Source organism: Halobacillus seohaensis (assembly GCF_042663045.1).
Lineage (GTDB): Bacteria > Bacillota > Bacilli > Bacillales > Halobacillaceae > Halobacillus_A > Halobacillus_A seohaensis.
This window is the reverse complement of record NZ_JBHSZV010000023.1, coordinates 1-21038: the sequence shown is the minus strand read 5'-3', so window position 1 is coordinate 21038 and position 21038 is coordinate 1. Positions and strand designations below refer to the sequence as shown.

Here is a 21038-nt window from a genome sequence, read left to right as displayed (position 1 = left end):
GTAGAAACTCTCTACAAGTCCTGCTGTGTATTACTAAATAATGAGTAATGTTAAAGTAGTATTATCATCTATTCAATATTTGTAAAAGAAAGGAGTTATTATGATGTATGAAGGTATTCACCATGTGTCTTTATTAGTGACAGACATTGAGAAGTCAAAAAAATTTTACGGGGAAATCTTAGGGTTTCAGGAGAGTGAGGATCGTCCTAACTTTGATTTTCCTGGAGCATGGTATCAAGTGGGCTCAACCCAAATCCACCTCATTGTTCATAGCGATGGTAAAGCGTTAAGGGGGACTTATGAGATCGATAGTCGTGATGGTCATTATGCGATTCGTGTAAAAGATGTAGAAAAACTTATCAAACGCTTAAGAGAATATGAAGTGGAGTTTTTAGATAAGCCAGCTAGTAAAACAGGTTGGCATCAGGTTTTTGTTAGTGATCCTGATGGAAATTTAATTGAATTTAATCGATAATGATAGGGCTTAGGAAAGAGAACAAATTGGCGATAAATCTTTGATGTGTCGATAAAAGGCGAACAATTAAATATGAGATTTAGAACATGTAGGCTCTCCACACAAGCAACTGAGCTCCTCATGAAGAATCACACGGTTGATAAGCCAGAAGTATTTGCAAAGTATAAAATATCAGAGAAAGAATTGTTAAGAGAGACCGTTGTTCTAGGTGTGATTATCGGTCAATAAGAAGGATTCACAAAAAAATGGAAAATCGCAATTGGTTATTAACTAGTAGAATAAACTCACTCACATTCATATTAATGATCTGATTGACTATGTTTATTTATTTAAACCAGAGATAACCATTATGTTACTCTTTTAAAAATCGGAGAATTGCAGAAAACAGAGCAGCACGGATTTGACGGGATTCATTTAGCAGTTCGTGTTTTCCTTCATCTATTTGGACTATTTGTAAGTTATTAAACTTCTCTGTAATGAATTTTACGTTATATTTCCAATCAATAGTTGTATCCTTATTACCTTGAATGACTAAAGTCTCTGTATTAACTGGATTGTATGTGCTGATTTCTTCATTCCATTTCATTAGAGCTTTTAGCCATGCCAATGGGACTGTGTTTAATTGTAACGGATCCCTTTTTGTGAAATTCATGTGGGTTTTATTGGCAGAATTTTTTTGGATATACATTTTGAGTTTATTTATGAATGGAAAACTGTTGGCAAGGGAATAACCAATTCTAGTTAGAAGCCAGTAATTTGATCGAATCAACGGTGCTACTAGTATAACTTTATCGAAGTGGTGTAAAGGATTTTGTAATACATAGTTAATTGCTATGGCACCACCTGTGCTATGTCCCATGACATAAAAGGGACCCTCTAGTTCGTCTCTAGATTTTTTCATTAATTTTTCCAGTGTTACTACATAATCTGAAAAGCTTTCGATGGAAGCGCGCTTCCCGTTAGAAAGACCATGGCCTTGCAGATCGTAACTGATTACTGTGTAGTTATGCTTAGTCAAGTATTGAATAATATGCTTTAAATGACCGACATGGTTTAAGTAACCATGTAATATAAAAATTATACCTTTGCTCTCTTTTGTTTTGAAGATTTGGACGATAATTTCAGTTTCATCGATTTCAATATTGCCAAAATGAAGGTCAACATCTTGGAAGTTTAACCCGTAATAATTTAGGTATGCCTTAATATCTACATTCTTTTTTACAGGATTTTGGAAGTCTAATTTTTGATCCCAATGTGACAAACGGTTCAAAACTTTTTTTATATCCTTATCTTTATTCACGAGGCGTTTCTCCTTATCTGTTCGAGGGATTTGTACTATTATTCATTTCCATAAAGTCGTTGAAGTATTTAAGAGTTTCTTATTCTTCCCAGAACGGTAAGGATTTTTCTAGAAGAGTTTTTAACATAACTGCATTGTATAATGACGTGGTGGTTCAATAATGTAAAAAAGGATGTCGCTAAAAATATTAAATTTTAGCGACATCCTTTAGTTTTATTTCTTGTTATCAAGTTCTTCAATAATATCTTCTTTAATCTCGTCGTAGATTTCTTCCTTAACTTCTTCATATATTTCTGCTTTTAAAGCTGCTTTTTCGTCATCTGAAAGTTCTCCATGAGTTACTTCTGTTTCAGGAGGGCTATGTCTCACTTTTCGATTCATTGCCCAATCTTTCCTGAACATTATTAATAATGAGATGATCATGAAAATCATAATGACGGAAAACGGTAAAGCTGCAATAATCGAAGCGGTTTGTAATGCACCCAATCCGCCTCCTCCACTTAGTAAAAGAACACTGGCGGCTCCGGCAATAAGAAATCCCCAAATTAATTTTACAGACAATAATGGGGCAAGACTTCCACGAGAAGTCATAGCCCCTAATACATAGGAGGCTGAGTCAGCAGATGTAATGAAAAATATTAAAATAAGCAACATTCCAAGAATACTAGTGATTCCACTTAACGGTAACTCTGCTAGCGTAGCAAAAAGTGCAAGTTCGACGTTACTTGTAACTAGTTCAGCAATGCCACCTGGTCCATTCGTTTCAAGGTTTAAAGCTGTTCCTCCAAAAGTGGTAAACCATATAATGGCTAGCAGAGAAGGTACAATGAGTACTCCAGCCATAAATTCGCGAATCGTTCGTCCGCGAGAGATTCGTGCAATGAAAAGTCCCATAAAAGGAGCCCAAGAAATGTGCCAAGCCCAGAAAAAGATGGTATTTGTACCTAACCATTCGCTTTCTGAAAATGGTGTCAATGTTAAGCTCATCGGAACAATATTAGAGATATAACCGCCTAGCGTTGTTACAAAACTTTCTGCAATAAAGATAGTAGGACCGACGATCAAGACAAAAAGAAGAAAAAGCCCGGCTATTACTAAATTAATATTACTTAAGAACTTAATACCTTTATTGACTCCTTTTGCTGCAGAGAACATAAACAAAAAGGTGACAATAGCGATAATAATGATTTGAGTCCAAGCATTATTAGGGATCGGGGAAATGTAAGAAAGCCCCCCAGTTATTTGCATAGCGCTAAGCCCGAAAGTAGTGGCTACCCCTGTACATGTTGCGAGTACTGCTAAAATATCAATTGTTTGTCCAGCCCAACCATTGATTTTATCACCTAATAATGGATAAAAGGCTGAACTAATTAATGCTGGTCGGTCTTTTCGATATTGAACATAAGCAAGGGTTAACCCGACAATGGAAAAAATCGCCCAAGGATGTAATGCCCAATGATATGAGCCATAGCGGAGCCCGGCAAGAGCTGCTTCCTCTGTTTCTGGTGTGTAGCCAACAGGAGTATCTAAATAATAAAGAACGGGTTCGGCCACTCCCCAGAAAACAAACCCGACTCCAATACCTGCAGCAAAAAGCATTCCAATCCATGAGTACCAAGAGTACTCAGGACGGTCATCAGGTTTTCCTAATCTTAGCTTTCCGTAGGGACTTAAGGAAAGTCCGATTACAAATAAGACAAAAAAAGCGGTGATAAGCATGTAATACCATCCGAAATTGGTAATCATCCAATCAAGAGCTACCCCTGCTGCCTTATCAAGTGAAGTTGGTGAAAGTGCCCCCCATAAGACGAATAAAGTGACAAGAATTGCAGAAATAAGAAATACTTTTCCAGGATTTTTGGTTGAATATGAATAGTTTTTAGTCATAAGTTTATCTGTGTGATCATTTGCACAAATGACTCCTTCCATTATGTAATCTGTGAAAGTAGATATGTTACTGTTATTCAATTTTAGAACAAGTCAAGAAAATAAACTTTTTTAAAATGTATCACTTGTTCAGCTATAATGTAAATCATTTGCTAGATAAAAGATAATTGAATATGGATATATCGTTAGGGAATAGGTAACAATAATGACATCATTTACTTTGATTCTTTAATAGGGAATTCTTCTAATAAATAATCATAAGAACAAAGAAAAGGAGGTATTTTTATGGGATTCACATTATTTTTCTTTGTAGCATGGTTAATAGTAGCGGTCTTTATCATTATCAAAGAAACCTTATCCATAACAGAAAACACCTTTGTTTTTTTGATCATTCTTATTATTAATATTAATTGGTCATGGATCATGTATGAAGAACTAAAGCTTGTTAAAGTAACAGAGTCACCTATCGATTACACAGCTTTTTTGTTATTTAGAAGTATAATTATACCAATGGTTATAGTCGTACAACTAAATTTGATTGAGAGAACTAAAATTTTCGCAAAGAAATTTTTAGTTAGTATTGGTTCTTTATCTCTTTTACTTTTGCTAACAGCTGCAAATGTCTTTTTAGATATAACTAGTTGGGTGAATTGGAACTTAGCTTATGATGCTTTATACTTTGTTGTACTTCATATCATTGCGGTTTACCTTACTAAATTCTATAGAAAAACTTCTTCCAGTGAGGTGAATTACTCATGATGTTATGGGAGGCTTTCGACAAAAACGAAATATCTATATTAATAATGAATGTCATTGCTTATATTATTTTGCTTTTTCTTCTTCATAAGTTTCGTCGTGATATCACAGTTCTTATCTTAATTATAGGCTTCTCAATTGGTGTGATCTATGATTTTACAATTGGTGGAGGTTTAATGGATTTTTATAAGTTAAATGATTCGAATCGTTATGAAGTATTTGATTTAATTTATTATCTTTTGTTTGCTCCGTTTATCTATTTCTTTCTTTATCTTTATGAAGCACTTAAAATAAATAAAGTCACTTTTATATGGTATGTGTTAGCGTGGGCCCTATTTGGGGTATTAATGCAGTGGTTTTTGACAGTGGTGGAGGTCATTGAATATCAAAAGGGTTATAAACTAACTTTTTCTTTTTCTGTATTTCTCGTCACTCAAACAGTTACTGGACTTTACTATGAGTTTATAAAGTCAAGGGTCGAAGTCTTAAAAAGTAAATAATTTTTACGTCAGAGATATCACTATTTATAGATGATATCCTTTTTTTGCAATTTTCGAGACCATCTTGCCAACCATCTATGATCTGGGACCTTCTTCTTATAATCGTAATGAGACATTTCATTGAGGTAAAGGATAGTAATCAAGTGTAATTTTAAATGATACGTTAGAGATGCTAACTAATAGGGTATTAAGGTATTAAAAGCATTTTCCAAAAGGTGGATGGTGTCTTAATGGATACAACATATACGAGACTAGTGGATAAAGTAGGGCGACTTGTTATTCCGAAAGATATTCGAGAAGCTCTTTTATTTAATGGAAATCACCTAGAAATGGAGCTTCTTTCAGATGGTAAAGGTATTAAAGTGTATAAAGACCAGGTAAATAAGGATGAATCCAAGACTTTAGACAGCTATGGGCGTTTATTAATTCCTGTTGAACTCAGGCAAGAACTTGCATGGGAAAAAGGGAAACAAGTAGAGGTTAAGATTGTAGAGGATCATGTCATACTTAATGATCAGGTGCAGGCTTGTGAAATTTGCGGGAATAGCCAATTCCTTTTTAAAGTTAAGAAAAAGTTCGTTTGTAAAGGTTGCATAGAAGATGGAAATCAAAGCATTCTGCAAAACTGGCTTTCTCCTTTAGATGAACTTGTATCAGATTTCATGAATGGTTGCGACCGCTTATTAAGCTTTGAAGATCCAAAGAATATAGACCATACAAAGGAACTCGGGTATCGCTTACAATTTCTGTTGCAATTTTTGACTGTACCAGTAACTGATGACTTTTATAAGAGTCTTAAGGATGTGAACAAACTCTTAGCTGAAGTTCGAGATCGAGAAATTGTTATCAGTGAATTTGATCAGCGTTCAGGTCAAATGGATGACAAAAAACGGGCCAATGTTTTTGTTCAATTAAATCAACAGATAGATAAGAAACGCAAGAAACATCAAGTGAAGCTTGAACAAAAGCTGCCACCAATTATTAATCGTAACTTTTATGAAAAATGGAATAATCTCAAAGAGGAATTGGACTATATTTTGACATTAAAGTTAAATCGACGTTTGTCTCAATACGAAAACACCTTCCAAGATGCAATAAATGAATATGAAGTAGTTATAGAAAAGAAAGACGAAAACTCTAGGGTAGCCATTGATAGGCTGAATTCTGTTAGAACGACAGCTATTCACCTAAACTATATTTATCAGTATCTGGATACCTTATATGAAAAGGATTATAGAAGTGATGCCAACTATTATAAACATCTTCAGAAACAATTCGAAACTATTAATAATTTGAACAATGGGTTGCGTGAATTTGAAAAACATTATAAAAAAGTAGATGAGAAGAAGAAACATGTAAAAGCTGTTAAAAAGCAGTTGATCGAGGAAAGCTTTGAAAATGTGAAGCAAGTAAAGTTTTGATGTGTCAACATTTGAGTATTGAATTGCAGCAAAGTTCCACTCCCACATCCTCCGAAATGCGAAACAGTAACACTTATTCCATATAAGGTGCTTTAATTTAACTAAACAAGATAAAACAGAACGCTTGGATTTAAAACCCAAGCGTTTTTGATTGCTATTAGTAATGTTATTTGATGTGTTAAACTTACTGTGTTTAACAGAATAAGAGAAGCAATTTGCCTGATTGTGACCGATTGAAAGAGTTGACACAGTTTTTGCTTATTAAATGCAACACTTTTTTCCATTTAAGGACTTCCCTCTTATCAATACCGATGCTCAGGAAAAATGTATACATACTAATAGTTATGCACATTGACGAAGTTGTGCTTGTTGCCGCTAACGAGCAGGATTGTTGAAGACTCGATTCCGAGATGATTGTGTGGCTGTTCCGTCATCGGTATGAGAAGAAGGAGGTCGGGGAAATAACTCGCTTTCCGTGGGAGTACGGTGAGCCTCCTTGGACTTCGTCCTGCGGGGTCTCACCATGTCCTCTAATCCCACAGGAGTCTTGTCATTTCCCCGACCACCTTGTCATGAAGAAGAGGGACGGAACATCTGCGAATCTAAGAAGTCTGCACGTAGCTATTGTTATAACAGCATGTTTATCCACTATTTTCATGATGGAGGAAGGCTTCCTATTCAGGTCCGTTCGTGAAAATAAAGCAGAGAGGGGCGGGAAAAGCGGACTAGACGAGACGCACAGAGCAAAGCGAGGGCACTAAAAATTCATTACAAAGAAAAATATTATGAGACCACCCACGATATCGGTGATCCCATCGACTTTTCCTTCTTTATATTGATTGTTTTAATTCTTGTTCTCTTATATTACGTTTTTCAGTGAGTGCTTTTCACTTGAATCACCACATCTGATGTTTCCGTTCTCCTCATAAAAGCAAGAAGGTCCGGGAAATCGCAAGACTCCTGTGGGATGAACATGATCGGTGAGGTCCCGCAAGGCGTAGCCTGAGGAAGCTCACCTCATGCCCACGGAAAGCGAGTGGTTTCCCAACCCCCATGCTCCGATGAAAAGCAACGGAACCGCCATTCTTTTATTAAACAATCTGGTGCGTTGGTTCAATAACTCTAATATCTAAGAAGAGCCAAAATATACATTTTATTCATTAAAATTTATATTTTGGCTCTTTGTTATTCACCTTCACCGTATAAATCAGGACAATGATTAACAGATGTTTTGTTATTAAAGGCTGCAATTCACTATAAAATGGGGATGATAATTTCCAGTAAAGTTTGTCAGTTATTTTAGCAGAAAACTGTTTCATTTTAAATGACGGTCACACTGATAAAGAAATCAATATTTTTCAACAAAATCAACAACTAGATTTAACGCAGCTTTACTTTTAATAGAATGGTTGCATGAAACGTTAATACATTATAAGATTTATTCAATATATAGAGGGAGTGGGAGTATGGACTTTGTAGCGATAGATTTTGAAACAGCAAACTCTTCTAGATCGAGTGTTTGTTCGGTGGGTCTAGTTGAATATGCTAATGGGGAGATTGTCGATGAATATTATAAGTTAGTTAAACCAAAGAATAACTTATTCGATCCTATTAATATAAGCGTTCACGGAATAACAGAAAAAGATGTTGCTAATGAACATGAGTTTAATCAATTGTGGGAAAAAGAGATAAGAGAGAAGTTGGACGGGAAGTTGGTCGTCGCCCACAATGCAAGCTTTGATATGAGTGTATTGCGCAAAGTGTTGGATGAGTATCATTTAGCCTACCCGAATCTTGCTTACAACTGTACGGTAAACATTGCAAAGAAAACTTGGATTGACCGGAAAAGTTTTAATTTGAAATCTCTTTCCCAATACTTACATATCGAATTTGAACACCACCATGCATTAGAAGATGCTCATGCAGCAGCCGTTATTTTGTTAAGAGCTTGTGACTCTCACGGTGTTTCCGATATTGAGCAATTAGTAGAAAAAACGAATACAGCAAACGGTGCTATCTTTACTACAGGATACCGACCGGCGCGATTGACTAAGAAAAAAACAAGAGGGGCGTCTACTAAACGGTATGTGGCATCTAGCAAGGAGACATAAAATAATAAGAAGAGCCTTCAAATAAACAAGCAGCAAAATTAATTGAGTGTATTGGAAAGGTGAACATATGGATATTAGACATCTGAAATATTTTATTGAAGTCTCGAGATTTAGCAGCTTCACTCGTGCTGCAGATCATTTGTTTGTGACACAGCCTACTATTAGCAAGATGATTAAGAACCTAGAAGGGGAGCTTGGGGTAGAACTGTTCGATCGTTCGCGAAAGCAACTAGTACTGACGGATGCAGGCCGGGTCATTCTGGATCAAGCACAAACGATTGATAAAGCGTTTGATAACCTACAGACGGAACTGGATGATTTACTAGGTTTACAAAAAGGACATATCCGTATTGGTTTACCACCTATTATGGATGCGGATCATTTTATTCGCATTTTAGGGGATTTTCACAAGATATATCCTAATATTACTTTTCAGTTGTTAGAAAACGGGGCGAAGAAAATTGAAGAGGATATAAATAATGACAAGCTAGATGTAGGTATTACAGTTTTGCCTACAGATGAAGAGGAATTCCACTACTTTTCTTTTATGAAAGAAGGATTAAAGGTTGTTGTTCCACCTTCACATGCTCTTGCGACTAGAAAACAGATTAAGCTTGAAGAATTAAAAGATGAACAGTTCATTCTTTTCAACAAGGACTTCGCTTTGAATGACCGGATTACGGAGGCGTGTAAGGAAGCGGGTTTCATACCGAAAGTCGTATCAGAGAGTTCTCAATGGGACTTTATAGGAAAAATGATTGCATCAGAATTAGGAATCTCGATCTTACCTTACAGTGTCTCGAATCTTCTAAAGGAAGAGGTTTACGCGATTAATGTAGTGAAACCAATGATTGAGTGGGACCTAGCGATTATTTGGAAGAAAAATCATTACCTATCTTATGCAACAAAAGAGTGGTTAAAATTTACACAAGAACGATTAACAATGGCAAACACCTCTGAATAGAGGTGTTTTTTTATTTGGGGATTTTTACTAATGGTATGCCTTCTTATTATGAATGGAAGCATTTACATAGACAATGTCTATCTGATCCATGATAAATAACTATTTCCCTTATCCTTTGTATGGTCCTACACTTGAAAATAGAAATTAATTAAAGCAACGGAAAGGGATAGTCATATGCCAGAAGTAAAAAGTCCAAAAGAAAGTTTAATTGTAAATACCGATCAAGTGATGATTAATGATTTAAACAACTATAATACCCTATTTGGTGGCGTCCTTATGAAAAAGCTCGATAACAACGCTACTTTATCGGCCCGGCGTCATGCTAGAGTCAAGGAATGTGTGACAGCCTCAACTGATTCCATTGACTTCTTATATCCAATCCATCAAAGTGACTCTGTTTGTGTGGAATCATTTGTTTCGTATACAGGAAGAAAATCTATGGAGATCTTTTGCAAAGTAATTGCTGAGGATATGATTACAGGAGAACGTCGTATGGCGGCAACAGCTTTCCTTACTTTTGTTGCATTAGACGATAACAAAAGTCCAGTAAAAGTCCCAGATATCGTACCAGAATCAAAAGAAGAGAAATTTCTGTATGAATCAGGAAAAGAACGCGCTGAAACTCGTAGAATCCGAAGAAAACACAGTAAAGAATTAACAGAGATTATTGCCTTAGAGAAACCATGGGAAAAAGGAGAGGAAGAATAATGACAACAATGTTAGCCGGTCTAGACGATATATATAGTGCTAAGGAAGATTTGGAACAATTAAAGCAAGAAGACGGGGAATTATATGAACGTCTCCATCACGTAGTTAGTTTAACTAGACAGTTACAAATTAAGTATGGTTATATGGGTTCCTTATTAATGGAGGAAAAACTTCCGAAATATGAACCGAAGTTCGTTAGAGAATCAATTCTTTCTCTTTATCAAAGCGAAGTTCAGCAACTAAAAGATCACTCAGAAATCAATAGAGTAAAGGATTTATTGAAAAAACATCAAAAAGTAGGCGATCCAAAAATATTCTTATTGATCTTGGGTGCAAAGCCAGAGTTACTTCAAGGATCAACTATTATTAGATAATTTTATTCTATTAAAAAAGCCGAATTTCTTAGTAGACACTAGGAAATTCGGCTTTTTAAAATTTTCACTCTAAATTGGCGTGTCTTCCATACATTGTATCGGAAGATAGCCCCTTTCTCTCCATAAATCTTAAGATAATGCTATCAAAAAATAAAAGGAGAGATTGTTCAAACAATGATCCCATGGGCTGAATAGACTTTCCACTCGTTCCATCAGATTTTGCTTGGGCTGGAATTTCAATTCGTATGTTTGCTAATTTGCCAATGGTTGACTCAGGATTAATTGTTACTGCTACAACCGTAGCACCAATACTTCTCGCCTTTTCTGTCATAGTGACAAGGCTTTGGGTTTCTCCAGAGCCAGATCCAACGATGAAGATATCTTCTGACTCCAGGTTCGGAGTTACTGTCTCACCAACAACATATGGATCGAGGCCCACATGCATCATACGCATGACAAATGACTTTGCCATAAAGCCAGAACGCCCGCCACCTGCGACGAAGACTTTTTTAGCTTGCAAAATTCCTTCAACTATTCTTTCAGCTTCCGCATTATCGATAAGATCTACGGTACGCTTTAGTTCTGCTAGGACTTTGCCGGTGTATTCGGTTGTAAGCATATTAAGCTGTCACGCCTTCTTTAATTAGTTTCTGTATTTGGGCAGCTTCGGACTTTTTGTCATCCTTGCTAGTGATTCCACCGCCAACAATAATGAGATCAGGTTGTGCTTGGATAACTTCAGGAAGTGTTTCTAGTTTTATACCACCTGCAATGGCTGTTTTAGCATTTTTTACAATGTCCTTAATAGCACGTAAATCTTCGAATGAATCTTTACCTTCGGCTTGCAAATCATAACCTGTATGGACACAGATATAATCAGCACCTAGCTTATCAAGCTCTGCTGCACGTGTTTTAACGTCTTTTACAGCAATCATATCTACTAAAAGCTGTTTTCCTTGTTGTTTAGCGGCTTCAACCGCCCCTTTAATAGATGCGTCTTCAGCTTGGCCAAGTATGGTGACGATATCAGCACCGGCTGTAGAAGCTTGAGTAACCTCGTGACCAGCTGCGTCCATAATTTTCACATCAGCTAGTACCTCTAAGTTAGGGAAGGTTGTTTTTATTTCTTCAACGGCTTTTAAGCCTTCTTTGTTAATAACAGGTGTTCCGAGTTCAACAATATCGATATGCTCTTCTACTTCTTTAATAAGTTCAATAGCTTGTGGAATGTTCACAAGGTCTAGAGCTAGTTGTAATTTCATAGATCATTTCTCCTTTAAATTCTTTTTTGATGCTTAATCAGTGTAATCCTCTAGAATACAATTGTGAAGTACGCACTTTACTCTCATATAGTGATAAAAACTATACCGTGGATAATAACGTGTTCCGTTCCCTATCGCAAAACTAGAAATTACATTTTAAAATGTAACTAGATTTGCTTAACTAATTGCACAGTATTTCTAGTGGTATTTGTAATTAAAATTAAAAAATCTCAGTTCAGTGAACTGAGATTTTTCTTTTATTTATTTTCAATTGCTTATTCAACTAAATCCCCCCAGATTGTGGAAGACTCAACTTCGAGACACTCCGGTGGTTTCCGTTACAGAGGATGGCGTGTGAAGGTCCGGGAAATCACTCGCTTTCCGTGGGCATGTGGTGAGCTTCCTCAGGCTACGCCTTGTGGGATTTCACCGATCATGTTCATCCCAGCTTTTACGCCTTATAAGGACGAAGGCTAAATCTAGTTCATCAATCACATCTGCGTTATCCAGCTCCAGCGCCTAGCGGCTAGTGAGACTTCCCTCGCTTCTGTACGATAAGTCAACATCGAATCACGATGTTCTTCGTGTTTCCTTTATCTCCGACAGCTCAGTCCAGTCCATACGCCGCTGACCAAGGCGCCTCCGCTTTTAAAGGTGGAGTCTCGCAATTTCCCGGACCTTCTTGCGTTCGTGAGGAGAACGGAAGCATCTTCACGTGAGCAGAAGTCTCATACATGAAAATCATGTGGCTATGTAATTATTGCCATTGAAATGATCCACTCTTAGGACATCAAATTAACCTGTAATGTAAATTTGGAAATGGTCTTACAAGGAGAGGTGGTGAGGGTAGGCATACACGCCAGTTAAGCTCCTAGCCATACCACGTTTTTTACCTACTTATCTAAGTAGCTCAACAGATATAACAGATACCTCATACTTTAACAGTAACGGTAGAATGGCACGATTCCAATAGAAACATACGGCAAGGGGCGGTGGGGAAGGGGGAGACTCCCTGTGGGATACGCGGGTTAGATGAGACCCCGGAAGGCGCCAGCCTGAGGAGGCTCAGCGCACGCCCACGGAAAGCGAGTCCTTCCCCACCGCCCTATCTCAACACAATCATTTCGGATGTTAGCATATCAGGGATGGTGTGTTGATTGTATGGGAGTTCTTTGCCGGCTTCCCCTTGACCCCTTTCTCTGTTTCTAGGGGTCTTAACATACTATCTATCAATAATAAAAGCGATGAGAAAATTAGTCTCTCATCGCTTCTTTACAGCTATTTAGTCGGTTCCTTTATAGTTATCGAATCAGGTACAGTTTCCTCTAAGAAATCTTTGTAAGATTTACCCCAATCATACATCGTTTCAAGGATAGGCATAATTGATTCGCCTTGAGGTGTCAATGAATACTCTACCTTTGGTGGTACCACCGGATAAATTTCTCGGTGTACTATGAAATCTGATTCTAGCTCACGTAATTGAGTGACGAGCATTCTTTGTGTAATTCCAGGAATAAGCCTTTTTAGCTCATTAAAACGCTTCGTTCCTTCTTTTCCCAAATGCCAAAGGATAAGCATTTTCCATTTACCTCCGATGACAGCAAGTGTCAATTCCTTCTCGCAGTTATATTCTCTAGCACATACGTGTCCCATTGATTTTGTCCTTTCTTAGATAAGGGTTTACAGTATACTTTTTAACACTATTCATTATATACGTGTATACTACCCTACTTTGTTTATAGAACACTATAGTGGAAACTATTTAAAATGTAAACGTATTAGGTTGGCGATCCACTAATGGGCTCGATATCTTTTCAAGAGCAAAAACCTTCAGACCTTTCACATATATAGGCGGAAGCACATATGATTGGCTTAAAGAGGTGGTGAAGGATGAGAGAAAAGGGACGGAACTTAGAACACGATCCTTTTGCAGTTGAACAAGAAGAGTGGAAGAAAAGACAAGTAAAAGAACGATTCAAGCAAATTCTTACCATATCTTCGCCAATTTTCATTTTAATTTTATGGGAGTTTTTATCTCGAACGGGTTTAGTGGATGCGAGGTTTTTCCCCCCACCAACGGAAATAGTCGGTACATTTTTGATGATGGGTACAAGTGGAGAATTATTTAGCCATATCGGAATTTCATTGTATCGAATATTTGCGGGGTTTTTGCTTGGTGTCATCCCTGGAATCGTTATTGGTTTATTAATGGGATTGTATTCACCACTGCGACATTTTCTTTCTCCGCTTGTAATGGCTCTTATGCCTATTCCAACGATAGCTCTTTTACCGATTATTTTAATTATATTTGGGATTGGTGAGGTATCTAAAATTGTAACGATTGCAGGAAGTGTATTTTTTCCTGTAGTGATCAATACGGTAGCTGGTGTGATTAATATTGACCGGATCTATTTGGATGTAGCGAGAAACTATGGGGCGAACTCCAAAGATTTTTTCTTTAAAATTGCTTTACCAGGATCGCTGCCCGTCATGATTGAAGGAATCCAGATGGGTCAGGCAATTGCATTGTTGACAATTGTAGCAGCTGAAATGATGGGAGCCAATTCAGGTATAGGTTACTTAATTTGGACTTCATACAATGCCTTCTTATTAAAAGAAATGTATGTAGGACTTGTACTCATTTCATTTTTTGGATATTTATTCTCACTAATTCTAAGGGGCTTCCAAAAAAAATTGTTGCCATGGAGATAGTCTGGAGAGGGGGGGTGATTCAATGGAGAATCCTAAAATTTCAATTCATCAATTGACAAAAGTGTTTTATAAAAAAGGTAGCAGTGTCACAGCTTTAAAGGATATATCCATAGATGTAAAAGATGGTGAATTTGTATGCTTGATCGGTCCTAGTGGGTGCGGAAAGACCACATTGCTCCGTATCCTTGCAGGGTTAGAGAATCATAGTATTGGAGAATTTACGATCACCCAGAGTAAGGAGGATCGTCCGTTACAGTCGATGGTTTTTCAAGAAAGAGGTGTCATTCCTTGGTTAACCGTGGAAGAGAATGTCGCTTTTGGATTGAAGATGAGGCATTTACCCAAGTATGAAGTCAAAGAACGAACAGCTTACTATTTAACAAAAGTAGGTCTCGATAAATTTGCAAAGCTTTACCCAAAGGAGTTATCTGGAGGAATGAAACAGAGGGTGAGTATTGCGCGTGCCTTTGCAAACGATCCTGAAATTTTATTAATGGATGAACCTTTTGCAGCTTTAGATGAACAAAATAAATTCATTTTGCAAGAAGAGTTGTTAACTATCTGGTCTGAAACGAAAAAGACGGTTCTATTTATAACACATAGTATAGATGAGGCCTTATTGCTTAGCGACAGAATATTACTGATGAGCTCCCAACCCGGAAAAATAATTGCTGAAAAGTTGATCGATTTACCACATCCAAGAAATATGGAACAGGTGAGAGCTGACCCGACAATGGCTAGTCACTTTGTGGAAATTTGGAATCATCTTCAGGATGAAGTTCAAGGTTCAAGGATTTAAAAGAGTAAAAAGGGGCTGTAGTTGATGAAGAAATTTAATGTGCTTTTTTTCCTGCCATTATTATTGTTGGTAGTCGTGATTAGTGGCTGTTCTTCCAATCAATCTGATAAACCAGAGGAAAAGGATAAGGAAGAAGTGACCAATGAAGTAAGTAAAGATAACCCTTCAGGTGATTTAGCACCTCTTGAGGAAAAAGCTTCCGTAGTGATTGCCGAGGATGGAGCAGCATCAGGAGCTGGTTTTTATATTGCCAAAGAGAAGGGTTATTTTGATGAGTACAATATTGACGTGGAGTTTACTCAATTCGCAAACAGTGATGATATGCTACCCGCACTAGCTGCTGGAGAAGTAGATATTGCTGGGGGAGTATCCACCTCTTCATTCTTTAATGCGATTGCACAAGGAATTGACGTCAAAATTATTGCTGATAAAGGGCATTATGTAGATGGGAAGTCTTATTTCTCATTTGTCATAGGTAATCATATGCAGGAGGAAATAAAGGATTACGCTGACTTTAAAGGAAAACGGATCGCTGTCTCTTCGAAGAATGCTGTTGATGATTATATTTTTCAAGAAATGCTTAAACATGCAGGTCTAACGGAAGATGATGTGGAATTCGTGCTTATGTCTGATTTCGGAAATATGCTCGCCTCAATGGGAAACAGTTCAATTGATGCAGCTTTACAGATCGAACCATTAATTACGCAAGGTGTTGAACAGGACCTTCATACTCGATTTGGAGATGCAACGGATTTTGCTCCTAATGCTCAAATTGCTATGGTACTCGGATCCCCTACTTTCTTAGATGAGGAAGAAGACATTTCTTTACGATTTATGGCCGCGTATTTAAAAGGAGTCCGTGACTATAATGATGCCTTTATTAAAGGGGAAGGCAAAGATGAAGTGATTGAGATCATGACAAAACACACGGCATTAAAAGATCCAGAGTTATGGAAAAAGGTGGCCGTTACTGGATTAGACCCTAATGGTGAAATGTTTATCGATGATATTAAGAGTCAGTACGATATGTATGAGGAGAATGGTGCGACTCGCGGTGAGTTTGACTTTGATAAATCTATAGATACGTCGATCACTGAAAAAGCAGTGGACATCATCGGGGTATACGAATAACTGTTAATGGTAGAGGTTATGGCCTCTGCCATTTAATTTTGCGGAAAGGCTATGTAGTATCATTTGCGTACTGTAAAAAACAGGGAAAACAGAAACGATGCCGGATAATATTATTACGAAGGAAAGGAGTAATCCAATGTCTAAACCACAAGAAAAGGTAGTAAAGACGCCCATAAAATAGCACTTGAAGACCATTCCCTTCTCATTTTTAAAGGCGATCTCTGATCAAGAGGCCTGCGAATTTCTTCAAGCAAACTCATATCCTCTTATGCAACGCCTCTTACAAGACGATCCTCTCTATACGCTATTATAGACTTTTGCAGCATTCGATTGTTATAGATCGTAGAAATTTTTCGTGTTATGAAGCAGTTGATCATATACTTCCCCTCGTGTTAAACCTTTAACTTCACTGATCTTATTGATCGATTCGTGAATCATTTTTGGATGTGTAACTTGGTTTTTGAACATTCTCTCAAATGGCCATGGTCCATCGGTCTCTACCATCATTTGTTCTAAAGGAAATTTTTTGATGATCGATTGAATTTCTTCTTCATACAAACAGTCAGGTGTAACGGAAATATAATATTTATTTTCTATCATTCTTTCTATCGTAGCTTGCGACCCTTTAAACCAGTGAAAGTGGGCGTGTGTAACGGAGTGCTTTTCCAAAAGATCACAAACAATCGGGGCATCTTCATAAATCGCGTGTAGAATGATTGGTTTGTTGAATTTGATTGCTAGTTTAATAAAACGTTCTAATAGTTTGATATAGGGCCCTAATGCTAAGGAAGGTTCTTTTCGCCGCAAATAATAAGGTAGACCAACTTCACCAATCGCCACAATATGATCCATATTCTCATGGATGAGTTGGATGATTTGTTCAACTTCCTGATCATCTGGGAGTTTTTGCTCAGGGTGAAAACCAATGGCTGGTTGAATTCTTTGATCTGACCTTGAAAGTTGTAAGTTGGCATGAGCAGATTTCTTGTCATTCGATACAGAAATAAGAGACTTTACTTGATATAGATCCAGTTCATTTATCAAAGTGTGCCGTGTTTCTTCATTATAATTATCAAAGTGGATGTGAGCGTCAATGATAGGCTGAATCATGTGAGATCCCTCAATTCGCTATAGATTTGCTTTTTCCATTGTAAAAATTCATTCGTTAATAATAGTGACTCTTGCCTTGGTCTCGTAAATGGAATCGTGAATTCTCTTTTTACTTTTGCAGGACGGTCCGATAAGACAATAATGCGATCTGATAAGTAGAGAGCTTCTTCAATATTATGTGTAACAAATAACACCGAACGTTTATGTTCTTCCCAAATGGTTAATAGCCAGTGTTGCATTTCTATGCGAGTAAATTCATCAAGAGCTGAGAACGGCTCATCAAGGCAAATAAGCGATTGTGGACTGAGCAGGCTGCGAATGAAGGAAGCTCGTTGTTTCATTCCACCAGAAAGTTGACTTGGATAAGCCGATTCATAGCCTGTTAATCCAGCCTTTTGAATCATTTCAAGTGCTGAATCTTTATCATATTTTCCTGTGATTTCTCCACCTAGTAATACATTATCTAATATAGTACGCCATGGGAGAAGGGAAGGGCTTTGGGGCATATAGCTAATGATTCCTTTCTTCCCTGTGACGATCTCCCCGTCAAGGTAGATGTCTCCATGGTCGGGTTTATACAATCCACCGATCAGATGAAACAATGTGCTTTTTCCACTGCCCGAAGGTCCTAATACCGAGACAAACTCCGACTTTTCTACTTGGAAATTCACGTCATCAAGTATAGGCTGCGAGTCAAACGACTTTCCTAAATGTTCAATATTAAGTTTAGTCATATTAGTTGTTGTCTCCTTTCTTTTGCCAATTCGTTGCTCGCTTTTCAATTTGAGAGATTAAAGCAAAGAAGAGTAAACTTAAGATCATAATCAGGAAAATCGCAACAAATACTCGGTCCGTTCGAAAGGAAGAAGAGGCTAAGGTCATATATACACCGATCCCTTGGTTAGCACCTAACCATTCTGAAATAACGGCTCCCATTACACTATAAGTAGCGGATATTTTTAAACCGGAAAAAATAGAAGGTAATGCATGAGGCCACTCCAATTTGCGGAAGATTTGTCCCTTTGTTGCTCCAGCCATTTTCATATAGTGCATGAGTTCCTGATTTGTTTGTCTAAGACCGTCCATCGTTGCAACAGCAATCGGAAAAAAGCAGACGAGCACAATGACAATTACCTTTGGAAGCCATCCGAATCCAAACCAAATGACGAGTAAAGGAGCGAGAACTATGATTGGAATATTTTGTGATAAGATAATTAATGGATAAAGAGACTCCCTTAGAGAAGGAAGTACGTGGAGGCATACAGCAACGGTTAATCCAAAACTTGTCCCTATTATAAATCCTCCAAGGGTAAGTTGAATTGTAGAAAAAAGGTGATGCTGATACTGTGCCCAGCCATTTATTGCTTCCTCCCCAATGATAGTGGGAGCAGGTAACAACCAATTGGGAACATTGAAAAGCCGACTGCATAATTCCCAAATGACCAATAAAAGGATGAGGACCGTAGCAGGTCTCCATCCCTTCTTTAGTAGTTTAATCATGGGCGATATTTTTCCGTTAATTGGTTCATTGAAGCTCCAGTTGGTTGATATAGGATCTTAATTTGGGAGATAACATTATGGCAGCCTTTATCAATCATCGCCTCATTCACTTTCTCAATCAATGGTAAAATATCTGAGAGATTTCCTTCAATTGTTGTATCGAGCGGATGAACTTCATACGTTAATCCAGAATCGTCAATGATAGAAATCGCATCGTCAACATAAGGGATAACGTCTTCACCATTATTTGTCTTAGGTAAAATTTGAAAGCTTACAAGAGAATTCGTCATCACATGTTCCTCCTTTAGTTAGGTAAAAATTCGTTGGTAAATGCGTTCTTTGCATCTAACTCACTGTCGAGCAAATCATTTTCATACATCCAATCGGAGTAATTTTCCCAAACTTTAATATCTTGTTCTCCCCAACGATCAGCATCATCCTTATATTTTGGACTTAACCATTGTTGGCTTGCTTTTACAAGTTCAGGGTCAAGGTCAGGGACAGCTTCAATTAGAATGTCTGCTGATTGTTCTGGGTTCTCTATTGCATATTCATATCCTTTTGAAACAGCAACCATAAACGCTTCTGTAGTTTTAGGATTTTCACTAATCATATTTTCGCTAGTGGTAAGGACGGGGGTATAGTAATCAAGTTTCTCTGAATAGTCCGTTAAATATTGCATGTTTAGTTCTTCATTACGGAGCTCTGCTTCAACCCCTGTCCAACCGTAGTAAATCCAGGCAAAGTCAACATCTCGTTGAACAGCTGTAAAGAAATCGGTATCGCCCATATTGACTATATCCACTTGATCAACATCTGCTTTTTCCTTTTTCATTAAAGACGAGATGACAGCTTCTTCAACAGGAGCTCCCCAGCCACCATATGTTTTTCCTTCAAAATCAGCAGGGTTAGTAATATCCTTTTCTTTAGGTGAAGCAAATCCAGACGTATTATGCTGAATAACGGCACCTATTGATACGATGGGAATATCCTGCACCCTTGCTTCTGTTAATGATTCCTGTGCACTAATCCCAAAATCAGCTTTTTCAGAAGCTACTAGCTGATCGGCACCAGCTTCACCGGGTAACATAATTTCAACATCTAAACCTTCTTCTTCAAAATAACCTTCGGCTTGTGCCACATATAAACCGGTATGATTTGTATTTGGCGTCCAATCAAGGACAAGCTTGATTTCCTCAAGCGTCTCCTCTTCATCTGCACCTGATTCGGAATTGCTTGGATCATCGTTAGAACAAGCAGTTAAAGTGAATATTGCACTTATCCATACCATTAATAATAAATTCTTCATTATAATTCCTCCATATAGATGAATTCACATAAACATTCATAAAAAACGGAGGGAACAGTTATAGTACAAGAGCGTAAAAAAACACCCCGGTACCATACCTAGGATGCATATTTCTAAGAGCGATTTCACTCGTCTCATATGTTTCCTACGCTGGTTTAAGCCAGGTCAGGTTCTAAGGGTCAGTATCTCGAAAAAAGGACACAATCTCAACCAGCATCACTGGTCCCCCTACATTTTTACTATGAAGTTTTGAATTGTGTGTTCTTAGTTAAGACAATGACACATTTTGATGATTATTTCAAGATAATTTTAACGAGGCTAAGTTGAAAAGTTTCTTATTTTTTTGGTGGAATGAGACAAACTATGTGGAAAGGAGGTTTTTTTATGAAGAAGAAAAACAAAAGCAAAGAAGATATTAATGCATTAAAGAGGGAGAAAGGCGAAAAAAAGGAAAATGGAACAAATAGCGGGACTAAATAATCATCGATAAAAAGGATTTGTTTTTTGCTAACAGTTTCCTTTACCTATCACAAACATTAAAATTTTAATGGAAAATGACCATCAATTTGTATGCTAATTTGATGGTCATTTTTTATTGGTATTATAGGCTTTTTCGGTTTTTAAAATCCATTAGAAATGTAGTGTGATTTGCATATGTAGACGTCAAGTCGAATTTTACACTTTTTGCTCGTTTCCCTTTTACACTTCTGCTGAAAAAA

At 37.4% G+C, this 21038-nt stretch carries 21 protein-coding genes and 1 riboswitch; of the genes, 11 read left to right on the top strand and 10 right to left on the bottom strand.

What is annotated here, in order from left to right:
* The first annotated feature begins 103 nt into the window (after window positions 1-103).
* Window positions 104-475, top strand: a complete 372-nt coding sequence (locus ACFQIC_RS09500) for a VOC family protein (RefSeq protein ID WP_204711947.1) — start codon at window positions 104-106, stop codon at window positions 473-475.
* A gap of 352 nt (window positions 476-827) precedes the next feature.
* Here the strand turns inward: ACFQIC_RS09500 and ACFQIC_RS09495 are convergent, their stop codons facing one another.
* Together ACFQIC_RS09495 and ACFQIC_RS09490 are read right to left on the bottom strand one after the other, a co-directional pair.
* Window positions 828-1775 carry an alpha/beta hydrolase gene (locus ACFQIC_RS09495; protein WP_204711943.1) on the bottom strand — a complete coding sequence of 316 codons (948 nt, stop codon included), beginning with the start codon at window positions 1773-1775 and terminating at the stop codon, window positions 828-830.
* Between the two features lie 213 nt (window positions 1776-1988).
* Window positions 1989-3662 (bottom strand): BCCT family transporter, encoded by a 1674-nt coding sequence (locus ACFQIC_RS09490; protein ID WP_204711959.1) that lies wholly within the window; start codon window positions 3660-3662, stop codon window positions 1989-1991.
* 285 nt (window positions 3663-3947) lie between these two features.
* Here ACFQIC_RS09490 and ACFQIC_RS09485 point away from each other — a divergent pair, with 285 nt between their 5' ends.
* The 7 genes from ACFQIC_RS09485 to ACFQIC_RS09455 all read left to right on the top strand — a co-directional run bounded on the left by ACFQIC_RS09485 (window position 3948) and on the right by ACFQIC_RS09455 (window position 10496).
* Window positions 3948-4421 (top strand): hypothetical protein, encoded by a 474-nt coding sequence (locus tag ACFQIC_RS09485; protein WP_204711942.1) that lies wholly within the window; start codon window positions 3948-3950, stop codon window positions 4419-4421.
* The gene (locus ACFQIC_RS09480) at window positions 4418-4918 is read left to right on the top strand and encodes a hypothetical protein (protein WP_204711940.1); all 501 of its coding nucleotides are present in this window, start codon (window positions 4418-4420) and stop codon (window positions 4916-4918) included. The genes ACFQIC_RS09485 and ACFQIC_RS09480 overlap by 4 nt, the downstream gene beginning before the upstream one ends.
* Window positions 4919-5148: 230 nt before the next feature.
* Window positions 5149-6339: an AbrB/MazE/SpoVT family DNA-binding domain-containing protein gene (locus ACFQIC_RS09475; RefSeq protein WP_204711938.1), complete on the top strand. Its 1191-nt coding sequence runs from the start codon at window positions 5149-5151 to the stop codon at window positions 6337-6339.
* A 1466-nt stretch (window positions 6340-7805) separates the two neighbouring features.
* Window positions 7806-8450: a 3'-5' exonuclease gene (locus ACFQIC_RS09470; protein WP_204711936.1), complete on the top strand. Its 645-nt coding sequence runs from the start codon at window positions 7806-7808 to the stop codon at window positions 8448-8450.
* A gap of 67 nt (window positions 8451-8517) precedes the next feature.
* Entirely contained in the window at window positions 8518-9414 is an 897-nt protein-coding gene (gene cidR, locus ACFQIC_RS09465; RefSeq protein WP_204711934.1) for a cidABC operon transcriptional activator CidR, read from the top strand.
* Window positions 9415-9588: 174 nt separating this feature from the next.
* Entirely contained in the window at window positions 9589-10122 is a 534-nt protein-coding gene (locus ACFQIC_RS09460) for an acyl-CoA thioesterase (protein WP_204711932.1), read from the top strand.
* Window positions 10122-10496 (top strand): hypothetical protein, encoded by a 375-nt coding sequence (locus ACFQIC_RS09455; RefSeq protein ID WP_204711930.1) that lies wholly within the window; start codon window positions 10122-10124, stop codon window positions 10494-10496. Before ACFQIC_RS09460 ends, ACFQIC_RS09455 begins: the two co-directional genes overlap by 1 nt.
* A 64-nt stretch (window positions 10497-10560) precedes the next feature.
* Here ACFQIC_RS09455 and hxlB read toward each other — a convergent pair whose 3' ends face one another.
* The 3 genes from hxlB to ACFQIC_RS09440 form a co-directional block, all read right to left on the bottom strand.
* Complete coding sequence (gene hxlB, locus ACFQIC_RS09450) at window positions 10561-11115, bottom strand: 6-phospho-3-hexuloisomerase (RefSeq protein WP_204711928.1); 555 nt, start codon at window positions 11113-11115, stop codon at window positions 10561-10563.
* A 1-nt stretch (window position 11116) separates the two neighbouring features.
* Window positions 11117-11758: a 3-hexulose-6-phosphate synthase gene (gene hxlA / locus ACFQIC_RS09445; RefSeq protein WP_204711926.1), complete on the bottom strand. Its 642-nt coding sequence runs from the start codon at window positions 11756-11758 to the stop codon at window positions 11117-11119.
* Between the two features lie 1278 nt (window positions 11759-13036).
* Complete coding sequence (locus ACFQIC_RS09440) at window positions 13037-13411, bottom strand: winged helix-turn-helix transcriptional regulator (RefSeq protein ID WP_204711924.1); 375 nt, start codon at window positions 13409-13411, stop codon at window positions 13037-13039.
* 237 nt (window positions 13412-13648) lie between these two features.
* Here ACFQIC_RS09440 and ACFQIC_RS09435 point away from each other — a divergent pair, with 237 nt between their 5' ends.
* Genes ACFQIC_RS09435 through ACFQIC_RS09425 form a run of 3 tightly spaced genes read left to right on the top strand, consistent with a single transcriptional unit; the run spans window position 13649 to window position 16400 of the window.
* Window positions 13649-14470, top strand: a complete 822-nt coding sequence (locus tag ACFQIC_RS09435) for an ABC transporter permease (protein WP_204711922.1) — start codon at window positions 13649-13651, stop codon at window positions 14468-14470.
* A 22-nt stretch (window positions 14471-14492) separates the two neighbouring features.
* Window positions 14493-15269, top strand: coding sequence for an ABC transporter ATP-binding protein (locus ACFQIC_RS09430; protein ID WP_204711920.1), 777 nt, complete (start codon window positions 14493-14495; stop codon window positions 15267-15269).
* A 24-nt stretch (window positions 15270-15293) separates the two neighbouring features.
* Window positions 15294-16400: an ABC transporter substrate-binding protein gene (locus ACFQIC_RS09425; RefSeq protein ID WP_204711918.1), complete on the top strand. Its 1107-nt coding sequence runs from the start codon at window positions 15294-15296 to the stop codon at window positions 16398-16400.
* Between the two features lie 333 nt (window positions 16401-16733).
* Here ACFQIC_RS09425 and ACFQIC_RS09420 read toward each other — a convergent pair whose 3' ends face one another.
* From ACFQIC_RS09420 to ACFQIC_RS09400, 5 genes are read right to left on the bottom strand one after another with little or no spacing between them, the layout of a single operon-like run.
* Window positions 16734-17510 (bottom strand): TatD family hydrolase, encoded by a 777-nt coding sequence (locus ACFQIC_RS09420; RefSeq protein WP_204711916.1) that lies wholly within the window; start codon window positions 17508-17510, stop codon window positions 16734-16736.
* Window positions 17507-18244: an ABC transporter ATP-binding protein gene (locus tag ACFQIC_RS09415; RefSeq protein ID WP_204711914.1), complete on the bottom strand. Its 738-nt coding sequence runs from the start codon at window positions 18242-18244 to the stop codon at window positions 17507-17509. Before ACFQIC_RS09415 ends, ACFQIC_RS09420 begins: the two co-directional genes overlap by 4 nt.
* Window position 18245: 1 nt before the next feature.
* On the bottom strand, window positions 18246-19010 hold the full coding sequence (locus ACFQIC_RS09410; RefSeq protein ID WP_204711912.1) for an ABC transporter permease: 765 nt from the start codon (window positions 19008-19010) through the stop codon (window positions 18246-18248).
* Complete coding sequence (locus tag ACFQIC_RS09405) at window positions 19007-19300, bottom strand: thiamine-binding protein (protein ID WP_204711910.1); 294 nt, start codon at window positions 19298-19300, stop codon at window positions 19007-19009. The genes ACFQIC_RS09410 and ACFQIC_RS09405 overlap by 4 nt, the downstream gene beginning before the upstream one ends.
* A 14-nt stretch (window positions 19301-19314) precedes the next feature.
* On the bottom strand, window positions 19315-20319 hold the full coding sequence (locus tag ACFQIC_RS09400) for an ABC transporter substrate-binding protein (protein ID WP_204711908.1): 1005 nt from the start codon (window positions 20317-20319) through the stop codon (window positions 19315-19317).
* Between the two features lie 125 nt (window positions 20320-20444).
* Window positions 20445-20559, bottom strand: a riboswitch (TPP riboswitch).
* Between the last annotated feature and the right edge of the window lie 479 nt (window positions 20560-21038).

What these genes read in the sequence shown, in the direction of transcription:
- ACFQIC_RS09430 (WP_204711920.1), top strand. Translation starts at nt 14,493, where the DNA reads ATGGAGAATCCTAAAATTTCAATTCATCAATTGACAAAAGTGTTTTAT.
- ACFQIC_RS09420 (WP_204711916.1), bottom strand. Translation starts at nt 17,510, where the DNA reads ATGATTCAGCCTATCATTGACGCTCACATCCACTTTGATAATTATAAT.
- ACFQIC_RS09470 (WP_204711936.1), top strand. Translation starts at nt 7,806, where the DNA reads ATGGACTTTGTAGCGATAGATTTTGAAACAGCAAACTCTTCTAGATCG.
- cidR (WP_204711934.1), top strand. Translation starts at nt 8,518, where the DNA reads ATGGATATTAGACATCTGAAATATTTTATTGAAGTCTCGAGATTTAGC.
- ACFQIC_RS09425 (WP_204711918.1), top strand. Translation starts at nt 15,294, where the DNA reads ATGAAGAAATTTAATGTGCTTTTTTTCCTGCCATTATTATTGTTGGTA.
- ACFQIC_RS09415 (WP_204711914.1), bottom strand. Translation starts at nt 18,244, where the DNA reads ATGACTAAACTTAATATTGAACATTTAGGAAAGTCGTTTGACTCGCAG.
- ACFQIC_RS09475 (WP_204711938.1), top strand. Translation starts at nt 5,149, where the DNA reads ATGGATACAACATATACGAGACTAGTGGATAAAGTAGGGCGACTTGTT.
- ACFQIC_RS09485 (WP_204711942.1), top strand. Translation starts at nt 3,948, where the DNA reads ATGGGATTCACATTATTTTTCTTTGTAGCATGGTTAATAGTAGCGGTC.
- ACFQIC_RS09490 (WP_204711959.1), bottom strand. Translation starts at nt 3,662, where the DNA reads ATGACTAAAAACTATTCATATTCAACCAAAAATCCTGGAAAAGTATTT.
- ACFQIC_RS09435 (WP_204711922.1), top strand. Translation starts at nt 13,649, where the DNA reads ATGAGAGAAAAGGGACGGAACTTAGAACACGATCCTTTTGCAGTTGAA.
- ACFQIC_RS09460 (WP_204711932.1), top strand. Translation starts at nt 9,589, where the DNA reads ATGCCAGAAGTAAAAAGTCCAAAAGAAAGTTTAATTGTAAATACCGAT.
- ACFQIC_RS09480 (WP_204711940.1), top strand. Translation starts at nt 4,418, where the DNA reads ATGATGTTATGGGAGGCTTTCGACAAAAACGAAATATCTATATTAATA.
- ACFQIC_RS09410 (WP_204711912.1), bottom strand. Translation starts at nt 19,010, where the DNA reads ATGATTAAACTACTAAAGAAGGGATGGAGACCTGCTACGGTCCTCATC.
- hxlA (WP_204711926.1), bottom strand. Translation starts at nt 11,758, where the DNA reads ATGAAATTACAACTAGCTCTAGACCTTGTGAACATTCCACAAGCTATT.
- hxlB (WP_204711928.1), bottom strand. Translation starts at nt 11,115, where the DNA reads ATGCTTACAACCGAATACACCGGCAAAGTCCTAGCAGAACTAAAGCGT.
- ACFQIC_RS09440 (WP_204711924.1), bottom strand. Translation starts at nt 13,411, where the DNA reads ATGGGACACGTATGTGCTAGAGAATATAACTGCGAGAAGGAATTGACA.
- ACFQIC_RS09455 (WP_204711930.1), top strand. Translation starts at nt 10,122, where the DNA reads ATGACAACAATGTTAGCCGGTCTAGACGATATATATAGTGCTAAGGAA.
- ACFQIC_RS09405 (WP_204711910.1), bottom strand. Translation starts at nt 19,300, where the DNA reads ATGACGAATTCTCTTGTAAGCTTTCAAATTTTACCTAAGACAAATAAT.
- ACFQIC_RS09500 (WP_204711947.1), top strand. Translation starts at nt 104, where the DNA reads ATGTATGAAGGTATTCACCATGTGTCTTTATTAGTGACAGACATTGAG.
- ACFQIC_RS09400 (WP_204711908.1), bottom strand. Translation starts at nt 20,319, where the DNA reads ATGAAGAATTTATTATTAATGGTATGGATAAGTGCAATATTCACTTTA.